Origin of the sequence: Paracoccus luteus (genome assembly GCF_004522155.1) — a bacterium.
Lineage (GTDB): Bacteria > Pseudomonadota > Alphaproteobacteria > Rhodobacterales > Rhodobacteraceae > Paracoccus > Paracoccus luteus.
The window spans coordinates 104,439-120,626 of sequence record NZ_SDEA01000002.1; the positions used below are offsets into that span (position 1 = coordinate 104,439).

Here is a 16,188-nt window from a genome sequence, read left to right on the forward strand (position 1 = left end):
CCCCTCAGATCGTGACGTTCAGCGCCCCGCCGTCCAGCGTCAGGTTCTGCCCCACGATGAACCGCGCCTGCTGCGAACACAGGAACGCGCAGGCGGCGCCGAAATCCTCGGCCCGGCCATAGGTCCGGGTGGGGATCGTCGCCTCGCGCTGGCGGCGCGCCTGATCGGGGGAAATCCCCTGCGCCTGCGACACGCCCGCGTCCAGCGCGGTCGCGCGGTCGGTGTCGTGGATGCCCGGCAGCAGGTTGTTCACGCAGACGCCCTTGTCCGCCACCTGCCGCGACATGCCCGCGACAAAGCCGGTCAGGCCGGTGCGCGCGGTGTTCGACAGCCCCAGCTGCGCGATGGGCGACCGGACGGCGGCGCTGGTGATGTTGACGACCCGGCCCCAGCCGCGGTCCATCATGCCGGGCACCAGCGCCTGCATCAGCGCGATGGCCGACAGCATGTTGCCGTCGAAGGCGCGGATGAAATCGTCGCGGTCCCAGTCGGTCCACTGGCCGGGCGGCGGCCCGCCCGCGTTGGTCACAAGGATGTCGGCCTGCCCGCCCAGCGCGGCCAGCACCGCCGCGCGCCCGTCGGGCGTGGTGATGTCGGCGGCGACGGCCTGGACCCCGACCCCGTGGCGGTCGGCGATGTCCTGCGCCGTGCGCGTCAGGGCGTCCTCGCTGCGGGCGTTGATGACCAGATCGACGCCCTCGGCCGCCAGCGCCTCGGCGCAACCGCGCCCCAGCCCCCTGGACGCGGCGCAGACCAGCGCCCGTTTTCCCCTGATCCCCAGATCCATCGCCAGTTCCCCTTGCTGCGGCCCGCTGCTGCGGCTGGGCGCGAGGCAATCGCGCCCCGCCGCAAAGGTCAAGCGCGCTTGTGCCCGCCCGGCCGGGCGGCGCGGGTCAGAAACACAGGATCTCGGCCTCGGCCTCGGCCCGGCGCAGGTGGGCCAGGATGCCGTCCGACAGCGGCCCCTCGCGGAACATGCCGGCGCGGTCGCCGGTGGTCTGGCGCATCCGCAGCACCGTTTCGGCGCTGACATAATCGTCATAGCTCAGCACGCCCGCGATGGCGTCGATGGCGCAGGAACAGCGCTGCAGCATTTCCGGTGTCTCGCCGTTGGTGCCCATGCAGATCAGCACGTATTCCGCCCGCGCGGCGGTGGGATAGTCGTTGACGGCCTGCGCCGCGGCGGGACCGGCCAGCGCGGCCAGCGCGCCTGCAAGAACCGCGCCCCTCATTGCAGCGCCAGCGCGTGCAGATAGGGGGCCGGTTCCGGCGCGACGGGCGCCGCGCCGGGGACCGTCGGCTGCGCGGGGGGCGCGGCGACCGGACCGGTGGTGCGGGCGATCATCTCGCGGACCGGCTGGCTGGGGTCGGCGCCCATGCGGAACCGGATCTCCAGCGTTTCGAACCCGTGCATGCGGGCCTTGTTCGGGTCGTCGGCAAAGGGGCGCAGCACGACCTCGGGGGCGTCGGCGGTGCCGGTCACCTCGCCCCCCCGGAACACCGCGTCCTTGAGCCGGTTGCGGATGTAATCCGGGTTGCCCCCGGTCAGCGCCGCCATGTCGCGGGTCGTGCTTTCCAGGAAATACGTCACCACCGGATCCCCGCCCGAGGTGGGGAACGGCCCGATCCTGCGGCTCAGCGCGTCGGATTTCTGGTCCAGGTGCAGCACCGGCTTGCCGTCCGACGGGTCGGTCGCCTGCGACAGCGTCAGCGAGCCGTTGTCGAACCGCGCAAAGTTCGGCGCGGCGGGGCCTTGATGCGTCATCGTCCAGACCAGCGTGCGGTCGCCCAGCGCCCAAGGCCCGCGGTCGGCAAAGACCAGATCGCCCGCCTGACCGGCGCGGGCCGCGCCCGTCGCCAGCAGGCAGGCCACCACCAGCGCCGCGGCGCCGCCCCACGAAAATCGCATCCTCATCCCTTCCCCCTCCCCGCGCCCGAAGGGGCGCCCGTCTTGCCCGCGCCCGCAGGGGCGCCCGTCTTCGTCGTCGCGGTCATGCCCGACCGGCGTCCCCCTTCCCCGCGCCCGGCGTGTCGTCCGGCCGCGGGCGGCCCGCAGGCGGGGCGCCCTGTCAGTCCATCACCTGCAGCAGCATGGCGCGCAGATCGTCGGGGCGCACGGGCTTTTCCATCAGCGGCACCCCCGCGGCGGCACAATTCCGCGCGATGGCGGGGTCGCGCTGCGCCGTCACCATGATCGCGGGGATGCGCTTGCCGGCCGCGGCGCGCAGGCTGTCGATGGCGGCCAGCCCCGTGTCGCCCGCGTCCAGGTCATAGTCGGCCAGGATCACGTCGGGGGGGTCGTCCTCGCCCATCGCGGCCAGCGCCTCGGCGGTGCCGCCGGTCGCGCGCGCGACCATGCCGAAGCGGTCGGCCAGCAGCATCTCGTATCCGCGGCGCATGGCGGTGTCGTTTTCCACCACCAGCGCCACGCGGGACCGCAGGCGCAGGGCGTCGTCCGGCCCCGCCGCCTGCGCCCGCGCGGCCCGGCCGTCGGCGGGCGGCAGGCCCACACGGAACACGGTGCCGCGCCCCGGCTGGCTGTCGATGGTGATCGGGTGGCCCAGCTTGGCGCAGGCGCGGCGCACGATGGACAGGCCCAGCCCCATGCCGCCCGCCCCCCCCTCGCGGCCGACCCGCTGGAACTCGTCGAAGATGCGGCCCCGGTCGGCGGCGGCGATGCCGATGCCGGTGTCGCGCACCTCGACCCAGATGCGGCCGGCGCGGCGGCGCACGCCGACCAGCACCCCGCCCGCATCGGTATACTTGATCGCGTTCGACACCAGGTTCTGCGCGATGCGGCGCAGGAACACCGGATCGCTGTCCACCATGACCGAGGTCGGCGCAAAACTCAGGCGCAGGCCCTTGGCCTCGGCCATCGGGGCGTATTCCACGGCCAGACGGCGGAACAGCGCGTCCAGATCGACGGGCTTGCGCTGGAACTCGATGCGCTGGCTGTCCAGCCGGCTGATGTCCAGCACGGCGTGCATCAGCTCTTCGACCGATTCGAAGGCGCCGGCCAGCCGGGTGGTCAGTTCCTGCTGGACCGGGTCCAGCGGGGTGTCGGTCAGCGCCGACAGAAACAGCCGCGCGGCCGACAGCGGCTGCAGCAGATCGTGGCTGGCGGCGCGCAGAAAGCGGGTCTTGGACCGGTTCGCCTCTTCGGCGGCGGCGCGGGCCACGGCCAGGTCGCGGTTCTTTTCCGACAGATCGGCCAGCGCCCGTTCCAGGTCGCGGGTCCGGGCCAGCGCCTCGCGTTCCAGGGCCAGCGCGGCTTGGAACATCGACCAGGCCGAGCCGCGCGATTCCTCAAGCCGGTCGACGCGGTCGATCAGCACCTGGGTGATGCGCCCCAGTTTTTCGGCCCGCCGCGCCGGGCTGTCGTCAGTGCGCAGCATCGCCGTCCGCCCTTGGCATCAGCGCCAGCCCGACGAAGGTCTGGTTCACGTGCATCCCCGCGTGCTGTTCGCCATAGGTGTTGAACCCCGCCACGCGATAGCGCGCGAACAGGCTGCCCATGCGCCCGGCCATCCCGGCGCGTTCCACCGCCAGCCGGCGCAGGATGCAGTCGAACCCCAGCACCATCAGCGGCGGCTGCGGCAGGCTGTCCAGCGCCGCGCCAAAGCCCTGGGTCACATCCTCGGCCCGGCCCAGCGTCAGCACCGTGCCGGTGTCGATCGAGGACATCAGCTTCAGCCCGCGGCCCGCCGTCGCCTCGCTGATCGCGCGGACATGGTGACGCCGCCCCATCCGCAGCAGCAGCGGGTGCGAGGCGAAGTCGGCCGGTTCCATCGCCGCCGGGTCCAGCCCCGCCAGCCGCGCGTATTCGTCGGCGGCGGGTTCGGCGTTCAGTTCCAGGATCGTGCCGCTGTGGGGGTCGGCTGCGGTGACGACGGCGCGGTCCTCGGTCGGGCTGAAATGGGCAAAGCTGACCTCGGCCACCGCCAGCGCGGTTTCGACCAGCACAAAGACCGCGGCCCCCGGCACCGGGCGGCCGTCCAGGATCTGCGTCGTGGCGCCGAAATCCAGCCCGTCGCCCGCCGATCCCCCCACGATGGGCACGTCCGGCAGCGCCGCATCCAGCGCCGCCGCCAGCACGTCCTCGTGCCCGGACCGGCCGTCGGCCAGCAGGATGCCGAACACCGCGCGCCGCGGATCGGGCACGAAATCGGCATGCAGCGTGCGCAGCGCGGCCAGCCACGCCGACACCGGGATGTCGCCCTGGTCGCGCAGCGCCACGGCACCGGCGCGGAAGGTCGCGCGCGGAAAGCCGATCCCCAGCACCGTGCCGCGCTGATAGCCGTCGCGCCCGATCTCGCCGGCGGACGAACAGCCGGCCAGCGTCACGCCGGGCAGCAAGCGGTGCAGCCGCTCGGCCATCGGCGCCAGCGCGTCCCGGGGCGAGCCGAACAGCAGCACCAGCGCCGGGTCGCAGGCGACCAGCCCCGCATGCAGCGCCTGCGCGCCGTGGGGATCGTCCGACCGCACCGTCACCGACACCGGCCCCGCGTCGGCCCGCGCGGCCAAGCCCGCGTCGCAGCCCGCGTCGCCGCCCCTGCCCGCGGGATCAGCGGCCCGTGTCACACCGCCTCGAACAGCCGGGCGCTGTTGGCCAGCAGCACCGCCTGGGTGCGGCGGCGGGCGTTGATCTTGGACATGATGGCGGTGATGTGGGTCTTGACCGTCGCCTCGGCGATCGACAGCTCATAGCTGATTTCCTTGTTCGCCTTGCCCTGGCAGATCAGCCGCAGGATCTTCATCTGCTGGGGCGTCAGCGTGGCAAAGCGGCGGGCCAGTTCGGCGCGGGCCTGATCCTCGTCGCCCGCCGCGTCCGGCTCATAGCTTTCGGGGGTGACGCGCTCGCCCTCCCACATGCGGCGCAGGCTGTCGACCAGCGCCTCGCGGCCCAGGGACTTGCTGATGTATCCCTGCGCCCCCGCCGCCATCGCGGCCGAGATCATGGCGTTTTCCAGATCGGCGGAAATCATCGTGATCGGCACGTCGGGCAGCTGCCGGCGCAGGGTCACGATGCCCTCGGCCCCGCGCGCGTCGGGCAGGTTCAGGTCCAGGATCACCGCGTCGGGCGCGCCCTGGCTGCGGATCTGTTCGACGGCGGCGGCCAGGCTGCGCGCGGTGCGCACGGTCTTGCGGCCGAAGCTGATCTTGAGCGTCAGCGCCAGCGCGTCGCACATCAGCGGGTGGTCGTCCACGATCAGGATGTCCTTGACCCGGTCGGCCGACAGGCGCGGCGCGGCGCGGTCGGGGGTGGACGCGTGATCGCCCGTCACGGATGCGCGTTCGGCACCGTCGCCCGCGCGCGGGTCGTGCGTGGCACGTGTGGTCATGTCGTCCTCCTCGCCAAGTGGCGTCCGCTTGCCGCGCTGCCTCCTCGCGCGGGCAGTCTAGGCGCGCGGCGGTCCCGCGCAAGACCCTAGGCCTTCGGCGCCCGCGCTGCGGCGAATGTCGCATTGAACGGCGGGGCGCCGCGTGCCAGCGTGCCGGGGGTTTTTCCAAGGACATCCGCCATGACCCTGTTCCGCCGCCTTGCCGCCGCCGCCGCGCTGGCCCTGACCGCCACCGCCGCCAGCGCGCAGGCCCCCGTCATCACCGTTGGCACGCTGGAAAACGGCACCGTCTCGTGGGAGCTGGCGACGATCAAGGCGCGCGGGCTGGACGCGGTCAACGGGTTTCAGCTGGAGATGCTGCCGCTGGCCGGCAATCCTGCGACGCAGGTGGCGATGCAGGGCGGCGAGGTGGACACGATCGTGTCGGACCTGCTGTGGGTCGCGCAGCAGCGCGCGCAGGGGGCGGATTTCACCTTCCTGCCCTATTCGACGGCGGTCGGCGGCGTGATGGTCAGGGCCGACAGCCCGGTGCGGACGCTGGCCGACCTGAAGGGCAAGCGCATCGGCATCGCCGGGGGTCCGGTGGACAAAAGCTGGCTGATCCTGCGCGCCTGGTCGCGCCAGCAGGGCGGCGAGGATATCGGCGCCGTCACCGAACAGGTCTTTGGCGCACCCCCGCTGATCATGGCGGCCGCCGAGTCGGGCGAGGTCGATGCGGCCATCAACTTCTGGCATTTCCAGGCCAAGATGGCCGCCGCGGGGATGCGCGAGATCGTCAGCGTCAACGACGCCGCCCGCGACCTGGGGCTGGACCCGGCGACGCCGCTGCTGGGATACGTGCTGCGCGACGCGTGGATCGCGGAAAAGCCTGCGCTGGCGCAGGGGCTGGCCCGCGCCTCGGCCGAGGCCAAGGCGGTGCTGGCGACCGATGACGCCGCGTGGGACGCGCTGCGCCCGATCATGAACGCCGCCGACGACGCCGAGTTCGCGGCCCTGCGCGACGGCTGGCGCGCGGGCATCCCGCAGTCGCAGCAGGTGGACGCGGCGGCGGCGCAGAAGATGTTCGCGGTCATGGCCGAACTGGGCGGGGACGAGCTGACCGGCGGGCTGACCGAACTGCCCGCCGGGCTGTTCTGGTCGGGTGAGTAGCCCGCGCCCGTCCGAGCTAGGGCCGGATCTGGCGTCCACCCCGCCCAGCGACGTGCCGGCCGCCACCTCGGCGCAGCCCCGCCGCGCGCGCCTGCCGGGGCTGGTGCCCGGCGTCGCGTCGCTGGTCGCGCTGCTGGCGCTGTGGGCGGTGGCGGCGGCGCTGACCGGCAACCCCCAGCGCCTGCCCGGCCCGATGGCGGTGGCGCAAAAGCTGGCCGCGCTGGCCGCCAGCGGCGAGCTGTGGTTTCACGCCGGCATGACGCTGCTGCGCGTGGCGCTGGCCTTTGTCGCGGCGATGATCCTGGGCGGCGCGCTGGGGCTGGCGATGGGCCGGTCGCGGCGGCTGGACCGCTGGCTGGACCCGACGCTGGTCATCCTGCTGAACATCCCGGCGCTGGTCATCATCGTGCTGGCCTATATCTGGATCGGCCTGAACGAGACGGCGGCGATCCTGGCCGTGGCGCTGAACAAGATCCCCGTCGTCGCCGTCATGCTGCGCGAGGGGACGCGCGCCCTGCGCCCCGACCTGGACGACATGGCCGGCGTCTTCGGCATGTCCGGCCCCGCGCGGCTGCGCCATGTCGTGCTGCCCCAGCTTGCCCCGCATATCGCCGCCGCCGCCCGCACCGGCATCGCGCTGATCTGGAAGATCGTGCTGGTGGTCGAGTTCCTGGGCCGGTCGAACGGCGTGGGCTTCAAGATCCACCTGCTGTTTTCCAGCTTCGACGTGGCGGGGGTGCTGGCGTGGTCGCTGGCCTTTGTCGCGGTGATGCTGGCGATCGACCTGGCCGTGCTGCGACCGTGGGAAGCGCGCGCCAACCGCTGGAGGCAGGATGCGCCTTGACCTGAAGGCCAAGTCCTTTGCGGGACGCCCCGTGCTGGGCGCATTGTCGCTGCAGGTCGCGCGCGGCCAGCGGATCGCGATCCTCGGGCCGTCCGGCATCGGGAAATCGACGCTGCTGCGGATCGTGGCGGGGCTGGACCGTGACTTTGACGGCAGCCGGTCGGTGCCGGAACGGCTGTCGGCGGTGTTTCAGGAACCGACGCTGCTGCCGTGGCGGCGGGCGCTGGCGAATGTCACCATCCCGACCGGGGCGGACCGCGCGGCGGCGCTGGCGCTGATGGATCAGGTCGGGCTTTCCGGCAAGCACCGGCATTTCCCGCGCCAGCTGTCGCTGGGGCAGCAGCGGCGGCTGTCGCTGGCGCGCGCCTTTGCCGCGCGGCCGGACCTTTTGCTGATGGACGAGCCCTTCGCCTCGCTGGACGCGGACACGGCGGGGCGGATGCTGGACCTGACGGCGGCCCTGCTGGACGCCAGCGGCGCGGGGCTGGTGCTGGTCACCCACGACCCGTCCGAGGCGGCGCGGCTGGGCGCGCAGGCGCTGACCCTGTCGGGCGCGCCCGCGCGGCTGGTCTGACCCACGGGGTTCAACCAGCGCGGCTTGGCCGCCGGGGCCTGACCGGCGGCCTGACCAAGGCGGCCTGACCGCCGGCCCGATCACCAGTGCCAGCCGCTCAGCGTGCTGTCGGGGCGGCCGTGGCTGATGAACGTGCGGCCGCCGTTCTCGAACCGGGCCAGCGGCAGCGCGCCGTCGACGCCCACGTCGCGGCGCAGCGATTCGGGGATCTCGGACAGGGCGCGCCGGGTGGCGGCGCGGTCCGACCGGGCCGCCCACCAGCGGCGCAGGGTGGGCGCGAGCAAAGCGGGCGCGGGCAGGTCGGGGGCGGTGTGTGCGGCCGCAGGGTGGGCGGGAACGGTGACGGACAGGCAGGTCATGGCGTATCCTTTCAAGGCTGGCTTGCGTGTTGGGATCAACATGCTAGCGTTTGCGCCGTCACACCAACCAATCCTCGGCACGCCCGGATAAGGACCGCTTATGGACGCCCTGCCGCCGCTTGCCGCCGTCCGGGTGTTCGAATCGGCGGCGCGCCATCTGTCGTTCACCGCCGCGGCGGCGGAACTGGGTATGACGCAGGCCGGGGTCAGCTATCAGATCCGCCTGCTTGAGGAGCGGCTGGGCGGGGCGCTGTTCCTGCGCCGCCCGCGGCTGGCGCTGACCGACCAGGGGGCGCGGCTGGCCGCGCCCACGCAGGCGGCGTTCGCGCAGCTGCGCGACGCGTGGCACCAGACGCCCGCGCAGGAAACCCTGTCGATCACCACCCTGCCGACCTTCGCCACCAACTGGCTGTCGCAGCGGCTGGGGCTGTTCCAGCTGCACAACCCCGGCCTTGCCGTGCGGCTGGACAGTTCAGAACGCATCGTCGATTTCGCGCGCGAGGATTTCGACGTCGCCATCCGCTATGGCGGCGGCGACTGGCCGGGGCTGGAATCGCACCATCTGTTCGACATCACGCTGACGCCGATGCTGTCGCCGGCGCTGCTGGCGCAGCATGGTCCGCTGGCGCGACCCGCCGACATCGTGCCGCTGCCCTGGCTGGACCCGACGGACCCCTGCTGGGCGCAGTGGCTGGCCGCGGCGGGCGTCGCCCACGCGCCCTGCCCGCCGCGCCCGGGCCTGACCCTGGGCACCCAGATCCACGAGGCGCGGGCCGCGATGGCCGGGACCGGCGTCGCCATGCTGACGCCCCGGTTCTTTCGCACCGAACTGGCGACCGGCGCGCTGGTCCAGCCGTTCGACATCGTGGCGCGCAACGGCAAGGCCTATTGGCTGGCCTATCCGCCCGCGCGCCGCAACCGACCGGTGATCCGGCGGCTGCGGCGGTTCCTGGCGGAACAGGTGGCCGCCGACCGCGACGACTGAGGGCGGCGGCCGCGCAAACGGCCGGATGTGCGAACGGCCGTGCGAAGGATCGGGCGAATGGCGGTAAGAGCGACTGGGCCGGCCGGGCGAACGCCCCGCGGGCGGCTGGGCGGCTGGGCCGCGGCGCCTACAGCGCCGTCCAGCCCCCGTCCACGCTGATCGTCGTGCCCGTGACCTGCGCCGCGGCCTCGCTGCACAGAAACACCGCCGTGCCGCCGATCTGCTCGACCGTGGCGAACTGACCCGAGGGCTGGCGCGCCAGCATCACCTTGGCGATCACGTCCTCGCGCGTCATGCCGTGGGTCTGCATCTGGTCGGGAATCTGCTTTTCGATGATCGGGGTCAGCACATAGCCAGGGCAGATGGCGTTGCAGGTGATCCCCTCGCCCGCCGCCTCAAGCGCGGTGACCTTGGTGAGGCCGACGACGCCGTGCTTGGCCGCGACATAGGCCGACTTGAACGGGCTGGCCGTCAGCCCGTGCGCCGAGGCGACGTTGATGACCCGTCCCCAGCCCGCCGCCCGCATCATCGGCAGCGCCGCGGCGGTGGTGTGGAAGGCGCTGGACAGGTTGATGGCGATGATCGCGTCCCATTTGTCCATCGGAAACTCGGGGATCGGCGCGACGTGCTGGATGCCCGCGTTGTTGACCAGGATATCGCAGCGCCCGGCCTTTTCGACCAGCGCGCGGCACTGGTCGGGCTTGCTCATGTCGGCGGCGATGTAACGGACCGCGACGCCGTGGTCGGCGGCCAGCCGCTCGGCCAGGGCATGATCCTCGGGGGTGTCGGTAAAGCTGTTGATGACCAGATCGGCCCCGGCGGCGGCCAGCGCCTCGGCCACGCCCAGCCCGATGCCGCTGTTCGACCCGGTCACGACCGCCGTCTTGCCCGTCAGAACCCTGTCCGCCATGTCCGTCCCCCGTCTTGCGTCGCGCGACCTTAGCGCCCGGCGCGCCGCGCCCGCCAGCCCCTTCCTGCGGCTGGCCGGCAGGAACCGCCGGCGGCCGCCGCCCGTTCGACCCGCATCCTGACCCGATGGAGTGGACGATCATGACACGTCACGACGACTCGGACGACGACCTGGGCGCGGCGCTGATCAAGGGCGCGGTCGCGGGGGTCGCAGCCTCGGTGGCGCTGGACCGGCTGGACTGGTTCATGTGGAACCGGCTTGACCCCGAAACGCGCCAGCGGACCCGCAGCGTGCGGCCGGACGGGCTGGACCCCGGCCATGTCATCGCGCGCAAGCTGGCCCGCGCGATGGGCACCGACATCGAACCCCGCGGCCGCGACAACCAGCATCCGGCGGGCGTGGCCGTCCATTTCGCCCTCGGCATGGCCCCGGCGCTGGCCTATGCGGCGGCGCGGGACCGGGCGCCGGGGCTGGCCGCGGGCGGCGGGACGCTGTTCGGGCTGGGGCTGTTTCTGGCCCAGGACGAGGGGATGAACACCGTCAGCGGCCTTGGCGCCAGGCCCCGCGCCTATCCGTGGCAGGCGCACGCACGCGGGCTGGTCGCGCATCTGGTCTATGGCGCGGTGCTGGAGGGTGCGATGCGGCTGATGGACGGCCCGCCCCGGCGGCACCGGCGGCGCTGAACGCGCAACCTGCGGGCGAGCAACAAAAAAAGACGCCCGCACAAGGCGGGCGCCAAGTCATGAGGCAGGTTTCATACAGGCAAGAAACCTATCGAGCAGTGCATCCGATATACGCCTTTCCCCCCCCGAGTCCAAGGGGTCCGTTTGCCACGCGGTTAACCGGCGGTTACTGGTGGGGAAAGACCCGGCGGCAGACCGGGCCGGGCGGGGGCTGGGCATGGGGCGAATCTTCGAAATCCTTAACGATTCCGCGATTGGCCGTGCGCTGCGCGTGATCGTGCTGGCGGCCGGCGGTGTTGCAGGGATGCCGCTGGCAAGTGCTGCCGCGCCTGCCCATGCCATTGCAATGTATGGAGAACCCGCCTTGCCACAGGGGTTCACCCACCTGCCCTATGCCAACCCCGACGCAGCCCAGGGCGGGACGATTCGCCTGGCCGAGCCGGGGACGTTCGATTCGCTGAAGCCCTGGGTTCTGAAAGGCAACCCCGTCTGGGCCGTGGGCACCCATGTCGCCGAGACGCTGATGTTCCGGTCCATCGACGAGCCGTTCACCCTGTATGGCCTGCTGGCCGAAAGCGTAGAGACGGCGCCCGACCGCAGCTGGGTCGAGTTCACCCTCCGCCCGCAGGCGCGGTTCTCCGACGGCTCGCCCGTCACCATCGCGGACGTGATGTGGTCCTATGAGACGCTGGGAACCGTCGGCCACCCGCGTTATCACGGCGCCTGGAAAAAGGTCGCGCGGATGGAACAGACCGGCGCGCGCAGCGTCCGGTTCACCTTCAACGTGCAGGACCGAGAGCTGCCGCTGCTGATGGGGATGCGCCCGATCCTGAAAAAGGCGCAGTGGCAGGGCCGCGACTTCGCCGCGTCGGGGCTGGAAGTCCCCATCGGGTCGGGGGCCTATGTCGTCGATCAGGTCGATGCGGGACGGTCGATCACCTTTCGCCGCGACCCGGATTACTGGGGCCGCGACCTGCCGGTGAACCGCGGCCTGAACAACCTGGACGTCATCCGCTATGATTACTTCGGCGACACCGCCGCCATGTTCGAGGCGTTCAAGGCCGGCGACGTGAGCCTGTGGCGGGAACTGAACGGCGCCCGCTGGGCCAGCGAATACGGCTTTCCCGCCGCGGTGGACGGGCGCGTGGTCAAGGCCGAGATCCCCCACCAGCGGCCGTCGGGGATCATGGGGCTGGTGATGAACAGCCGCAATCCGGTCTTTGCCGACTGGCGCGTGCGGCAGGCGATGATCGAGGCATTCAACTTCCGCTTTATCAACATGACGCTGACCGGCGGGGCCGATCCGCGCATCACCAGCTATTTCGCAAACTCGGCGCTGGCGATGCAGCCCGGACCCGCGACCGGCCGGGTGGCCGCGCTGCTGGCGCCCTTCGCCGCCGACCTGCCCCCCGGCACGATCGAGGGCTATGCCCTGCCCGAGGGGGCCGAACGGTCGCTGGACCGCAAGGGCATCCGCGCCGCGATGGCGCTGCTGGAACAAGCGGGCTGGACCGTGCAGGACGGCCGGCTGGCCGACGCGCAGGGGCGGCCGTTCGCGTTCGAGATCCTGCTGAACCAGTCGGGCAGCGCCATGCGGTCGGGCAGCGAGGTCCAGAAGATCGTGGACATCTATATCCAGGCGCTGAAGCCGCTGGGCATCACGCCCCGCGTCACCTCGCTGGACAGCGCGCAATATATCGAGCGGACGAACAACTTTGCCTTTGACATGACGTGGTATGAACGCGGCCTGTCGCTGTCGCCGGGCAACGAGCAGGCGCTTTACTGGGGGTCGGCCAGCGCGACCGAACCCGGCAGCAAGAACTGGATGGGGCTGCAAAGCCCCGCCGTGGACGCGATGATCGCGGCGATGGTCAACGCCACCTCGGCCGAGGATCACGCCGCGGCCGTGCAGGCGCTGGACCGCATCCTGACCGCCGGGCGCCATGTCATCCCGGTGTCCTTCTCGCCCGTCAGCCGCATCGCCCATGCGGCGTCGCTGCACCATCCGGCCCGCCTGCCAATCTATGGCGACTGGCCGGGGTTCATGCCGGAAACCTGGTGGGCCGAACCGGCCCCATGACAGCGCCGCCGCAAGCGCGCAGGATGGGCACGCGGGAACCAGCAAGGGCAGCCGTTGTTTCCGCCTTGGAAGATGGCTGTGGCGCCATCGGTAACAACAGGAGAGTCCGCCGATGAAATGGGCGCATGTGCAGCAGAACTGGACCGCCTTCTACGAGGCGATCAAGGAAAAATGGGACAACGCCGACGACGCCGACCTGGACGAGATCGACGGCGACCAGCGCGCATTCGTCGCCTATATCGCCGAGGTCAGCGGGCTTGAGCCGTCCGAGGCGCGCGAGGAAATCCGCGAATGGCTGACCGGAGAGATCCCGTCGGACGTCGTCATGGACCCGATCCACGACAACCACTCGATCGCGCTGTCGTCCAAATACGTGGGCGAGGGCGAGGATGAATACGCCGACGACGCGCGTTTCGGCGACGACGACGACTATCCCGACGACGGCGACCGCAACCGCTGACCGCCCCCCGGCGCGCGTCCGCGTTCAGACCGGGCGGATCAGCTTGCGTTCCAGCACCCGCAGCACGACCGCAAGGTCGTGCCCGCGCCGCAGGATGCGCCCGTCCATGCCCACCACGGCGTACATGCCTTGCGCGCCGCGCAGCCGCGGCCGCTTTTCGATGCGATAGATCGGCGTTTCGGCCGCGCGGCGGAACACGGAAAACACCGCGACGTCCCGCAGGAACGACATCGCATAGTCGCGCCATTCCCCGGCGGCCACCATCCGGCCATAGACCGACAGGATCACCCCAAGCTCTCGCCGGTCGAAGGCCACGACATCGGGTGCGGGGGCCGGGATGGCGGGGGCGCCGGGCGCGGGCGAGGTCGGGGGCTGGATCGTCATGCCCCGATGGTGACAGGCCCGCGCGCGCCGATCAACCGGCGTGATGCGGGGCCGGTGTCCGGCCCCGCGGCAGCGTCAGTAACAGGCGACCTTGGCGATGCGCCCGTCGGCGCCGATCTCGACGTTCAGGCGCTCGGCCCGGAAATCCATCGTCACGGCGTCGTTCGGGCCGATCACGCGGCTGCCGGCGGGCAGCAGCATGGTCGCCAGCACCGACTGGGGCTGGCCCACCAGCCCCTGCATGGCGGCGGCCTTGCACAGGTCGTCGTCCACCGGCGGGGTCGCGGGGGGATGGGGCTGGACGCAGGCGGCCAGCAGGATCAGCGGCAGGGTGGCAAGCAGTCGGGTCATGGCGATCATCCGCAATCGACGTTCTGGATACGGCCGGCGGCATCCAGCCGGAACACGATCCGCAGCGGATCGTATTCCTGCGGCTCGATCCCGCGGTATTCGACGACGCGATACTGGCGCGTCACGCCCAGCGTCGGGATCACGGTGCCCGGCTGGCCCAGCGCCGCGACATAATCGCCCGCGTGGCAGGCGTCGGGTTCGCGCGACTGCAGGCCCGCGACGCCGGTGACGGGCACCGCGACCGGCGCGGGATCGACCACGACGACCGGGCCGGCACTGGGCGCGGGCGCGCAGGCGGCCAGCGGGGCCGCGGCAAGGGCAACAAGTAACAGTTTCTTCATGTGGCTATCGTTCTGTCCGTCGCGGGTTCAGGTGTCGGCATATCAGGGCCGCGGCCTGTGCGGAACGGCGCGCAGCCCCTTGCGCTGCAGCTTGTCACGGATGTTGCGCCCGTGCATCGCCCGCGACGTCCCCGGCGATCAACTTGTGGGCATGACACGGCGCAACCGGGGCCCGCGCCTTGTTGGCAAACGCCGGCGTTCGTGCATCAATGCCCGGACCTTTGTCGCATGTCATCGTGGGGTATCCATGTCGTCCTTCCGCGCCTCTGTCGATCAGATGTTCACCCACGCGGCCAGCCTGCTGGACCTGCCGCCGGGGCTCGAGGAGAAGATCCGGGTCTGCAACTCGACCTATACGGTGCGGTTCGGGGTGCGGCTGCGGGGCGCGATCCACACCTTCGTCGGCTATCGCTCGGTCCATTCGGAACACCACGAACCCGTCAAGGGCGGCATCCGCTATGCGATGAACGTCGACCAGGACGAGGTCGAGGCGCTGGCCGCGCTGATGACCTATAAATGCGCGCTGGTCGAACTGCCCTTCGGCGGGTCCAAGGGGGGGCTGCGCATCGACCCCCGCGCCTGGGACGAGGACGAGCTGGAGCGCATCACCCGCCGCTTCACCTATGAGTTGTCGCGCCGCTCGCTGATCTCGCCCAGCCAGAACGTCCCCGCCCCCGACATGGGCACGGGCGAGCGCGAGATGGCGTGGATGGCCGACGCCTATAAGCGCCTGCACCCCGAGGATATCGACGCCCGCGCCTGCGTCACCGGCAAGCCCATCGGCTTCGGCGGCATCGCGGGGCGGATCGAGGCGACGGGCCGCGGCGTGCAATACGCCCTGCGCGAGGTCTTCCGCACGCCCCCCGTGCTGGCGCAGGCCGGGCTGGACGGCACGCTGGACGGCAAGCGCATCGTCGTGCAGGGCCTGGGCAACGTGGGCTTTCACGCGGCCGAGTTCCTGTCGTCCGAGGATGGCGCGCGCATCATCGCCGTGGCCGAACGCGACGGCGCGGTGATGAACCCCGCCGGGCTGAACATCGCCGACCTGCACGCGCACATGCGCGAGACCGGCGGCGTGCGCGATTTCCCCGGCGCCACGTTCGAGCCGGACGCCGACAAGGCGCTGGAACTGGACTGCGACATCCTGATCCCCGCCGCGCTCGAAGCCGTGATCCACGAGGGGAACGCGGCCCGCATCCGCGCGCCCATGATCGTCGAGGCCGCCAACGGCCCCATCACCGCCGAGGGCGACGCCATCCTGCGCCAGGCCGGCAAGGTCATCGTGCCCGACATGTATGCCAACGCGGGCGGCGTGACGGTCAGCTATTTCGAATGGGTCAAGAACCTGTCGCACATCAACTTCGGCCGCCTGGAACGCCGGCAGGAAGAGGCGCGCCACCACCTGCTGGTGCAGGAACTGGAACGCCTGTCGGACGACCACAGCCTGGGCTGGACCCTGTCCGAGGGCTTCAAGCAGAAATACCTGCGCGGCGCGGACGAGCTGGAGCTGGTGCGCTCGGGCCTGGACGACACCATGCGCGCCGCCTTCCAGCAGATGGTGACGGTCGTCGACGGCGACCCCAAGGTGGGCAACCTGCGCACCGCCGCCTATATCGTGGCGATCCGGCGCATCGCCGCGACCTATCAGGCGCTGGGGCTGTAAGGCCGGGCCGCGGGCGGCCGCGGCGCCGCTTGCGCGCCCGGCCCGCTTTGCCCTATACCTCGC

At 71.5% G+C, this 16,188-nt stretch carries 19 protein-coding genes; 8 read left to right on the forward strand and 11 right to left on the reverse strand.

Annotated features, from left to right (window positions below; genetic code table 11):
• Nucleotides 1-4: 4 nt before the first annotated feature.
• The 6 genes from EPA64_RS03345 to EPA64_RS03370 all read right to left on the reverse strand — a co-directional run bounded on the left by EPA64_RS03345 (nt 5) and on the right by EPA64_RS03370 (nt 5,342).
• Complete coding sequence (locus EPA64_RS03345; protein ID WP_134724844.1) at nt 5-787, reverse strand: SDR family oxidoreductase; 783 nt, start codon at nt 785-787, stop codon at nt 5-7.
• A 106-nt stretch (nt 788-893) separates the two neighbouring features.
• Entirely contained in the window at nt 894-1,232 is a 339-nt protein-coding gene (locus tag EPA64_RS03350) for a hypothetical protein (RefSeq protein ID WP_134724845.1), read from the reverse strand.
• Nucleotides 1,229-1,909, reverse strand: a complete 681-nt coding sequence (locus EPA64_RS03355; RefSeq protein ID WP_181953493.1) for a hypothetical protein — start codon at nt 1,907-1,909, stop codon at nt 1,229-1,231. The genes EPA64_RS03350 and EPA64_RS03355 overlap by 4 nt, the downstream gene beginning before the upstream one ends.
• Nucleotides 1,910-2,069: 160 nt before the next feature.
• Nucleotides 2,070-3,395, reverse strand: coding sequence for an ATP-binding response regulator (locus EPA64_RS03360; protein WP_134724846.1), 1,326 nt, complete (start codon nt 3,393-3,395; stop codon nt 2,070-2,072).
• On the reverse strand, nt 3,382-4,581 hold the full coding sequence (locus EPA64_RS03365; protein WP_246026587.1) for an FIST N-terminal domain-containing protein: 1,200 nt from the start codon (nt 4,579-4,581) through the stop codon (nt 3,382-3,384). The genes EPA64_RS03360 and EPA64_RS03365 overlap by 14 nt, the downstream gene beginning before the upstream one ends.
• Nucleotides 4,578-5,342, reverse strand: coding sequence for a response regulator transcription factor (locus EPA64_RS03370; protein WP_246026588.1), 765 nt, complete (start codon nt 5,340-5,342; stop codon nt 4,578-4,580). Before EPA64_RS03370 ends, EPA64_RS03365 begins: the two co-directional genes overlap by 4 nt.
• A 180-nt stretch (nt 5,343-5,522) precedes the next feature.
• Between EPA64_RS03370 and EPA64_RS03375 the strand changes: the two genes are divergently transcribed.
• From EPA64_RS03375 to EPA64_RS03385, 3 genes are all read left to right on the forward strand, one after another.
• The gene (locus EPA64_RS03375; protein WP_134724847.1) at nt 5,523-6,491 is read left to right on the forward strand and encodes an ABC transporter substrate-binding protein; all 969 of its coding nucleotides are present in this window, start codon (nt 5,523-5,525) and stop codon (nt 6,489-6,491) included.
• 91 nt (nt 6,492-6,582) lie between these two features.
• On the forward strand, nt 6,583-7,335 hold the full coding sequence (locus EPA64_RS03380) for an ABC transporter permease (protein WP_246026604.1): 753 nt from the start codon (nt 6,583-6,585) through the stop codon (nt 7,333-7,335).
• Nucleotides 7,325-7,909 (forward strand): ABC transporter ATP-binding protein, encoded by a 585-nt coding sequence (locus EPA64_RS03385; protein WP_134724848.1) that lies wholly within the window; start codon nt 7,325-7,327, stop codon nt 7,907-7,909. The genes EPA64_RS03380 and EPA64_RS03385 overlap by 11 nt, the downstream gene beginning before the upstream one ends.
• An 80-nt stretch (nt 7,910-7,989) precedes the next feature.
• Here EPA64_RS03385 and EPA64_RS03390 read toward each other — a convergent pair whose 3' ends face one another.
• Complete coding sequence (locus EPA64_RS03390) at nt 7,990-8,268, reverse strand: hypothetical protein (protein ID WP_134724849.1); 279 nt, start codon at nt 8,266-8,268, stop codon at nt 7,990-7,992.
• Between the two features lie 100 nt (nt 8,269-8,368).
• Here EPA64_RS03390 and EPA64_RS03395 point away from each other — a divergent pair, with 100 nt between their 5' ends.
• Nucleotides 8,369-9,253: a LysR substrate-binding domain-containing protein gene (locus EPA64_RS03395; protein ID WP_134724850.1), complete on the forward strand. Its 885-nt coding sequence runs from the start codon at nt 8,369-8,371 to the stop codon at nt 9,251-9,253.
• 127 nt (nt 9,254-9,380) lie between these two features.
• On the opposite strand, the gene EPA64_RS03400 is transcribed toward EPA64_RS03395, so the two are convergent.
• Nucleotides 9,381-10,163, reverse strand: coding sequence for a 3-hydroxybutyrate dehydrogenase (locus tag EPA64_RS03400; RefSeq protein WP_134724851.1), 783 nt, complete (start codon nt 10,161-10,163; stop codon nt 9,381-9,383).
• 140 nt (nt 10,164-10,303) lie between these two features.
• Here EPA64_RS03400 and EPA64_RS03405 point away from each other — a divergent pair, with 140 nt between their 5' ends.
• From EPA64_RS03405 to EPA64_RS03415, 3 genes are all read left to right on the forward strand, one after another.
• Nucleotides 10,304-10,846: a DUF1440 domain-containing protein gene (locus EPA64_RS03405; protein WP_134724852.1), complete on the forward strand. Its 543-nt coding sequence runs from the start codon at nt 10,304-10,306 to the stop codon at nt 10,844-10,846.
• Nucleotides 10,847-11,063: 217 nt separating this feature from the next.
• A complete protein-coding gene (locus EPA64_RS03410) occupies nt 11,064-12,926 on the forward strand; it encodes an extracellular solute-binding protein (protein ID WP_134724853.1) in 1,863 nt (620 codons plus the stop codon).
• Nucleotides 12,927-13,038: 112 nt separating this feature from the next.
• A complete protein-coding gene (locus EPA64_RS03415) occupies nt 13,039-13,386 on the forward strand; it encodes a CsbD family protein (RefSeq protein WP_134724854.1) in 348 nt (115 codons plus the stop codon).
• A 24-nt stretch (nt 13,387-13,410) separates the two neighbouring features.
• On the opposite strand, the gene EPA64_RS03420 is transcribed toward EPA64_RS03415, so the two are convergent.
• From EPA64_RS03420 to EPA64_RS03430, 3 genes are all read right to left on the reverse strand, one after another.
• Nucleotides 13,411-13,770: a DUF2794 domain-containing protein gene (locus EPA64_RS03420; protein WP_134724855.1), complete on the reverse strand. Its 360-nt coding sequence runs from the start codon at nt 13,768-13,770 to the stop codon at nt 13,411-13,413.
• A 75-nt stretch (nt 13,771-13,845) separates the two neighbouring features.
• Complete coding sequence (locus EPA64_RS03425) at nt 13,846-14,121, reverse strand: I78 family peptidase inhibitor (RefSeq protein ID WP_134724856.1); 276 nt, start codon at nt 14,119-14,121, stop codon at nt 13,846-13,848.
• 5 nt (nt 14,122-14,126) lie between these two features.
• Nucleotides 14,127-14,462, reverse strand: coding sequence for a hypothetical protein (locus EPA64_RS03430; RefSeq protein WP_134724857.1), 336 nt, complete (start codon nt 14,460-14,462; stop codon nt 14,127-14,129).
• Between the two features lie 247 nt (nt 14,463-14,709).
• On the opposite strand from EPA64_RS03430, the gene EPA64_RS03435 reads away from it, so the two are divergent.
• Nucleotides 14,710-16,125: a Glu/Leu/Phe/Val family dehydrogenase gene (locus tag EPA64_RS03435; protein ID WP_246026589.1), complete on the forward strand. Its 1,416-nt coding sequence runs from the start codon at nt 14,710-14,712 to the stop codon at nt 16,123-16,125.
• Nucleotides 16,126-16,188 lie beyond the last annotated feature (63 nt).

What these genes read in the sequence shown, in the direction of transcription:
- EPA64_RS03345 (WP_134724844.1), bottom strand. Translation starts at nt 787, where the DNA reads ATGGATCTGGGGATCAGGGGAAAACGGGCGCTGGTCTGCGCCGCGTCC.
- EPA64_RS03350 (WP_134724845.1), bottom strand. Translation starts at nt 1,232, where the DNA reads ATGAGGGGCGCGGTTCTTGCAGGCGCGCTGGCCGCGCTGGCCGGTCCC.
- EPA64_RS03355 (WP_181953493.1), bottom strand. Translation starts at nt 1,909, where the DNA reads ATGCGATTTTCGTGGGGCGGCGCCGCGGCGCTGGTGGTGGCCTGCCTG.
- EPA64_RS03360 (WP_134724846.1), bottom strand. Translation starts at nt 3,395, where the DNA reads ATGCTGCGCACTGACGACAGCCCGGCGCGGCGGGCCGAAAAACTGGGG.
- EPA64_RS03370 (WP_246026588.1), bottom strand. Translation starts at nt 5,342, where the DNA reads ATGACCACACGTGCCACGCACGACCCGCGCGCGGGCGACGGTGCCGAA.
- EPA64_RS03375 (WP_134724847.1), top strand. Translation starts at nt 5,523, where the DNA reads ATGACCCTGTTCCGCCGCCTTGCCGCCGCCGCCGCGCTGGCCCTGACC.
- EPA64_RS03385 (WP_134724848.1), top strand. Translation starts at nt 7,325, where the DNA reads ATGCGCCTTGACCTGAAGGCCAAGTCCTTTGCGGGACGCCCCGTGCTG.
- EPA64_RS03390 (WP_134724849.1), bottom strand. Translation starts at nt 8,268, where the DNA reads ATGACCTGCCTGTCCGTCACCGTTCCCGCCCACCCTGCGGCCGCACAC.
- EPA64_RS03395 (WP_134724850.1), top strand. Translation starts at nt 8,369, where the DNA reads ATGGACGCCCTGCCGCCGCTTGCCGCCGTCCGGGTGTTCGAATCGGCG.
- EPA64_RS03400 (WP_134724851.1), bottom strand. Translation starts at nt 10,163, where the DNA reads ATGGCGGACAGGGTTCTGACGGGCAAGACGGCGGTCGTGACCGGGTCG.
- EPA64_RS03405 (WP_134724852.1), top strand. Translation starts at nt 10,304, where the DNA reads ATGACACGTCACGACGACTCGGACGACGACCTGGGCGCGGCGCTGATC.
- EPA64_RS03410 (WP_134724853.1), top strand. Translation starts at nt 11,064, where the DNA reads ATGGGGCGAATCTTCGAAATCCTTAACGATTCCGCGATTGGCCGTGCG.
- EPA64_RS03415 (WP_134724854.1), top strand. Translation starts at nt 13,039, where the DNA reads ATGAAATGGGCGCATGTGCAGCAGAACTGGACCGCCTTCTACGAGGCG.
- EPA64_RS03420 (WP_134724855.1), bottom strand. Translation starts at nt 13,770, where the DNA reads ATGACGATCCAGCCCCCGACCTCGCCCGCGCCCGGCGCCCCCGCCATC.
- EPA64_RS03425 (WP_134724856.1), bottom strand. Translation starts at nt 14,121, where the DNA reads ATGACCCGACTGCTTGCCACCCTGCCGCTGATCCTGCTGGCCGCCTGC.
- EPA64_RS03430 (WP_134724857.1), bottom strand. Translation starts at nt 14,462, where the DNA reads ATGAAGAAACTGTTACTTGTTGCCCTTGCCGCGGCCCCGCTGGCCGCC.
- EPA64_RS03435 (WP_246026589.1), top strand. Translation starts at nt 14,710, where the DNA reads ATGTCGTCCTTCCGCGCCTCTGTCGATCAGATGTTCACCCACGCGGCC.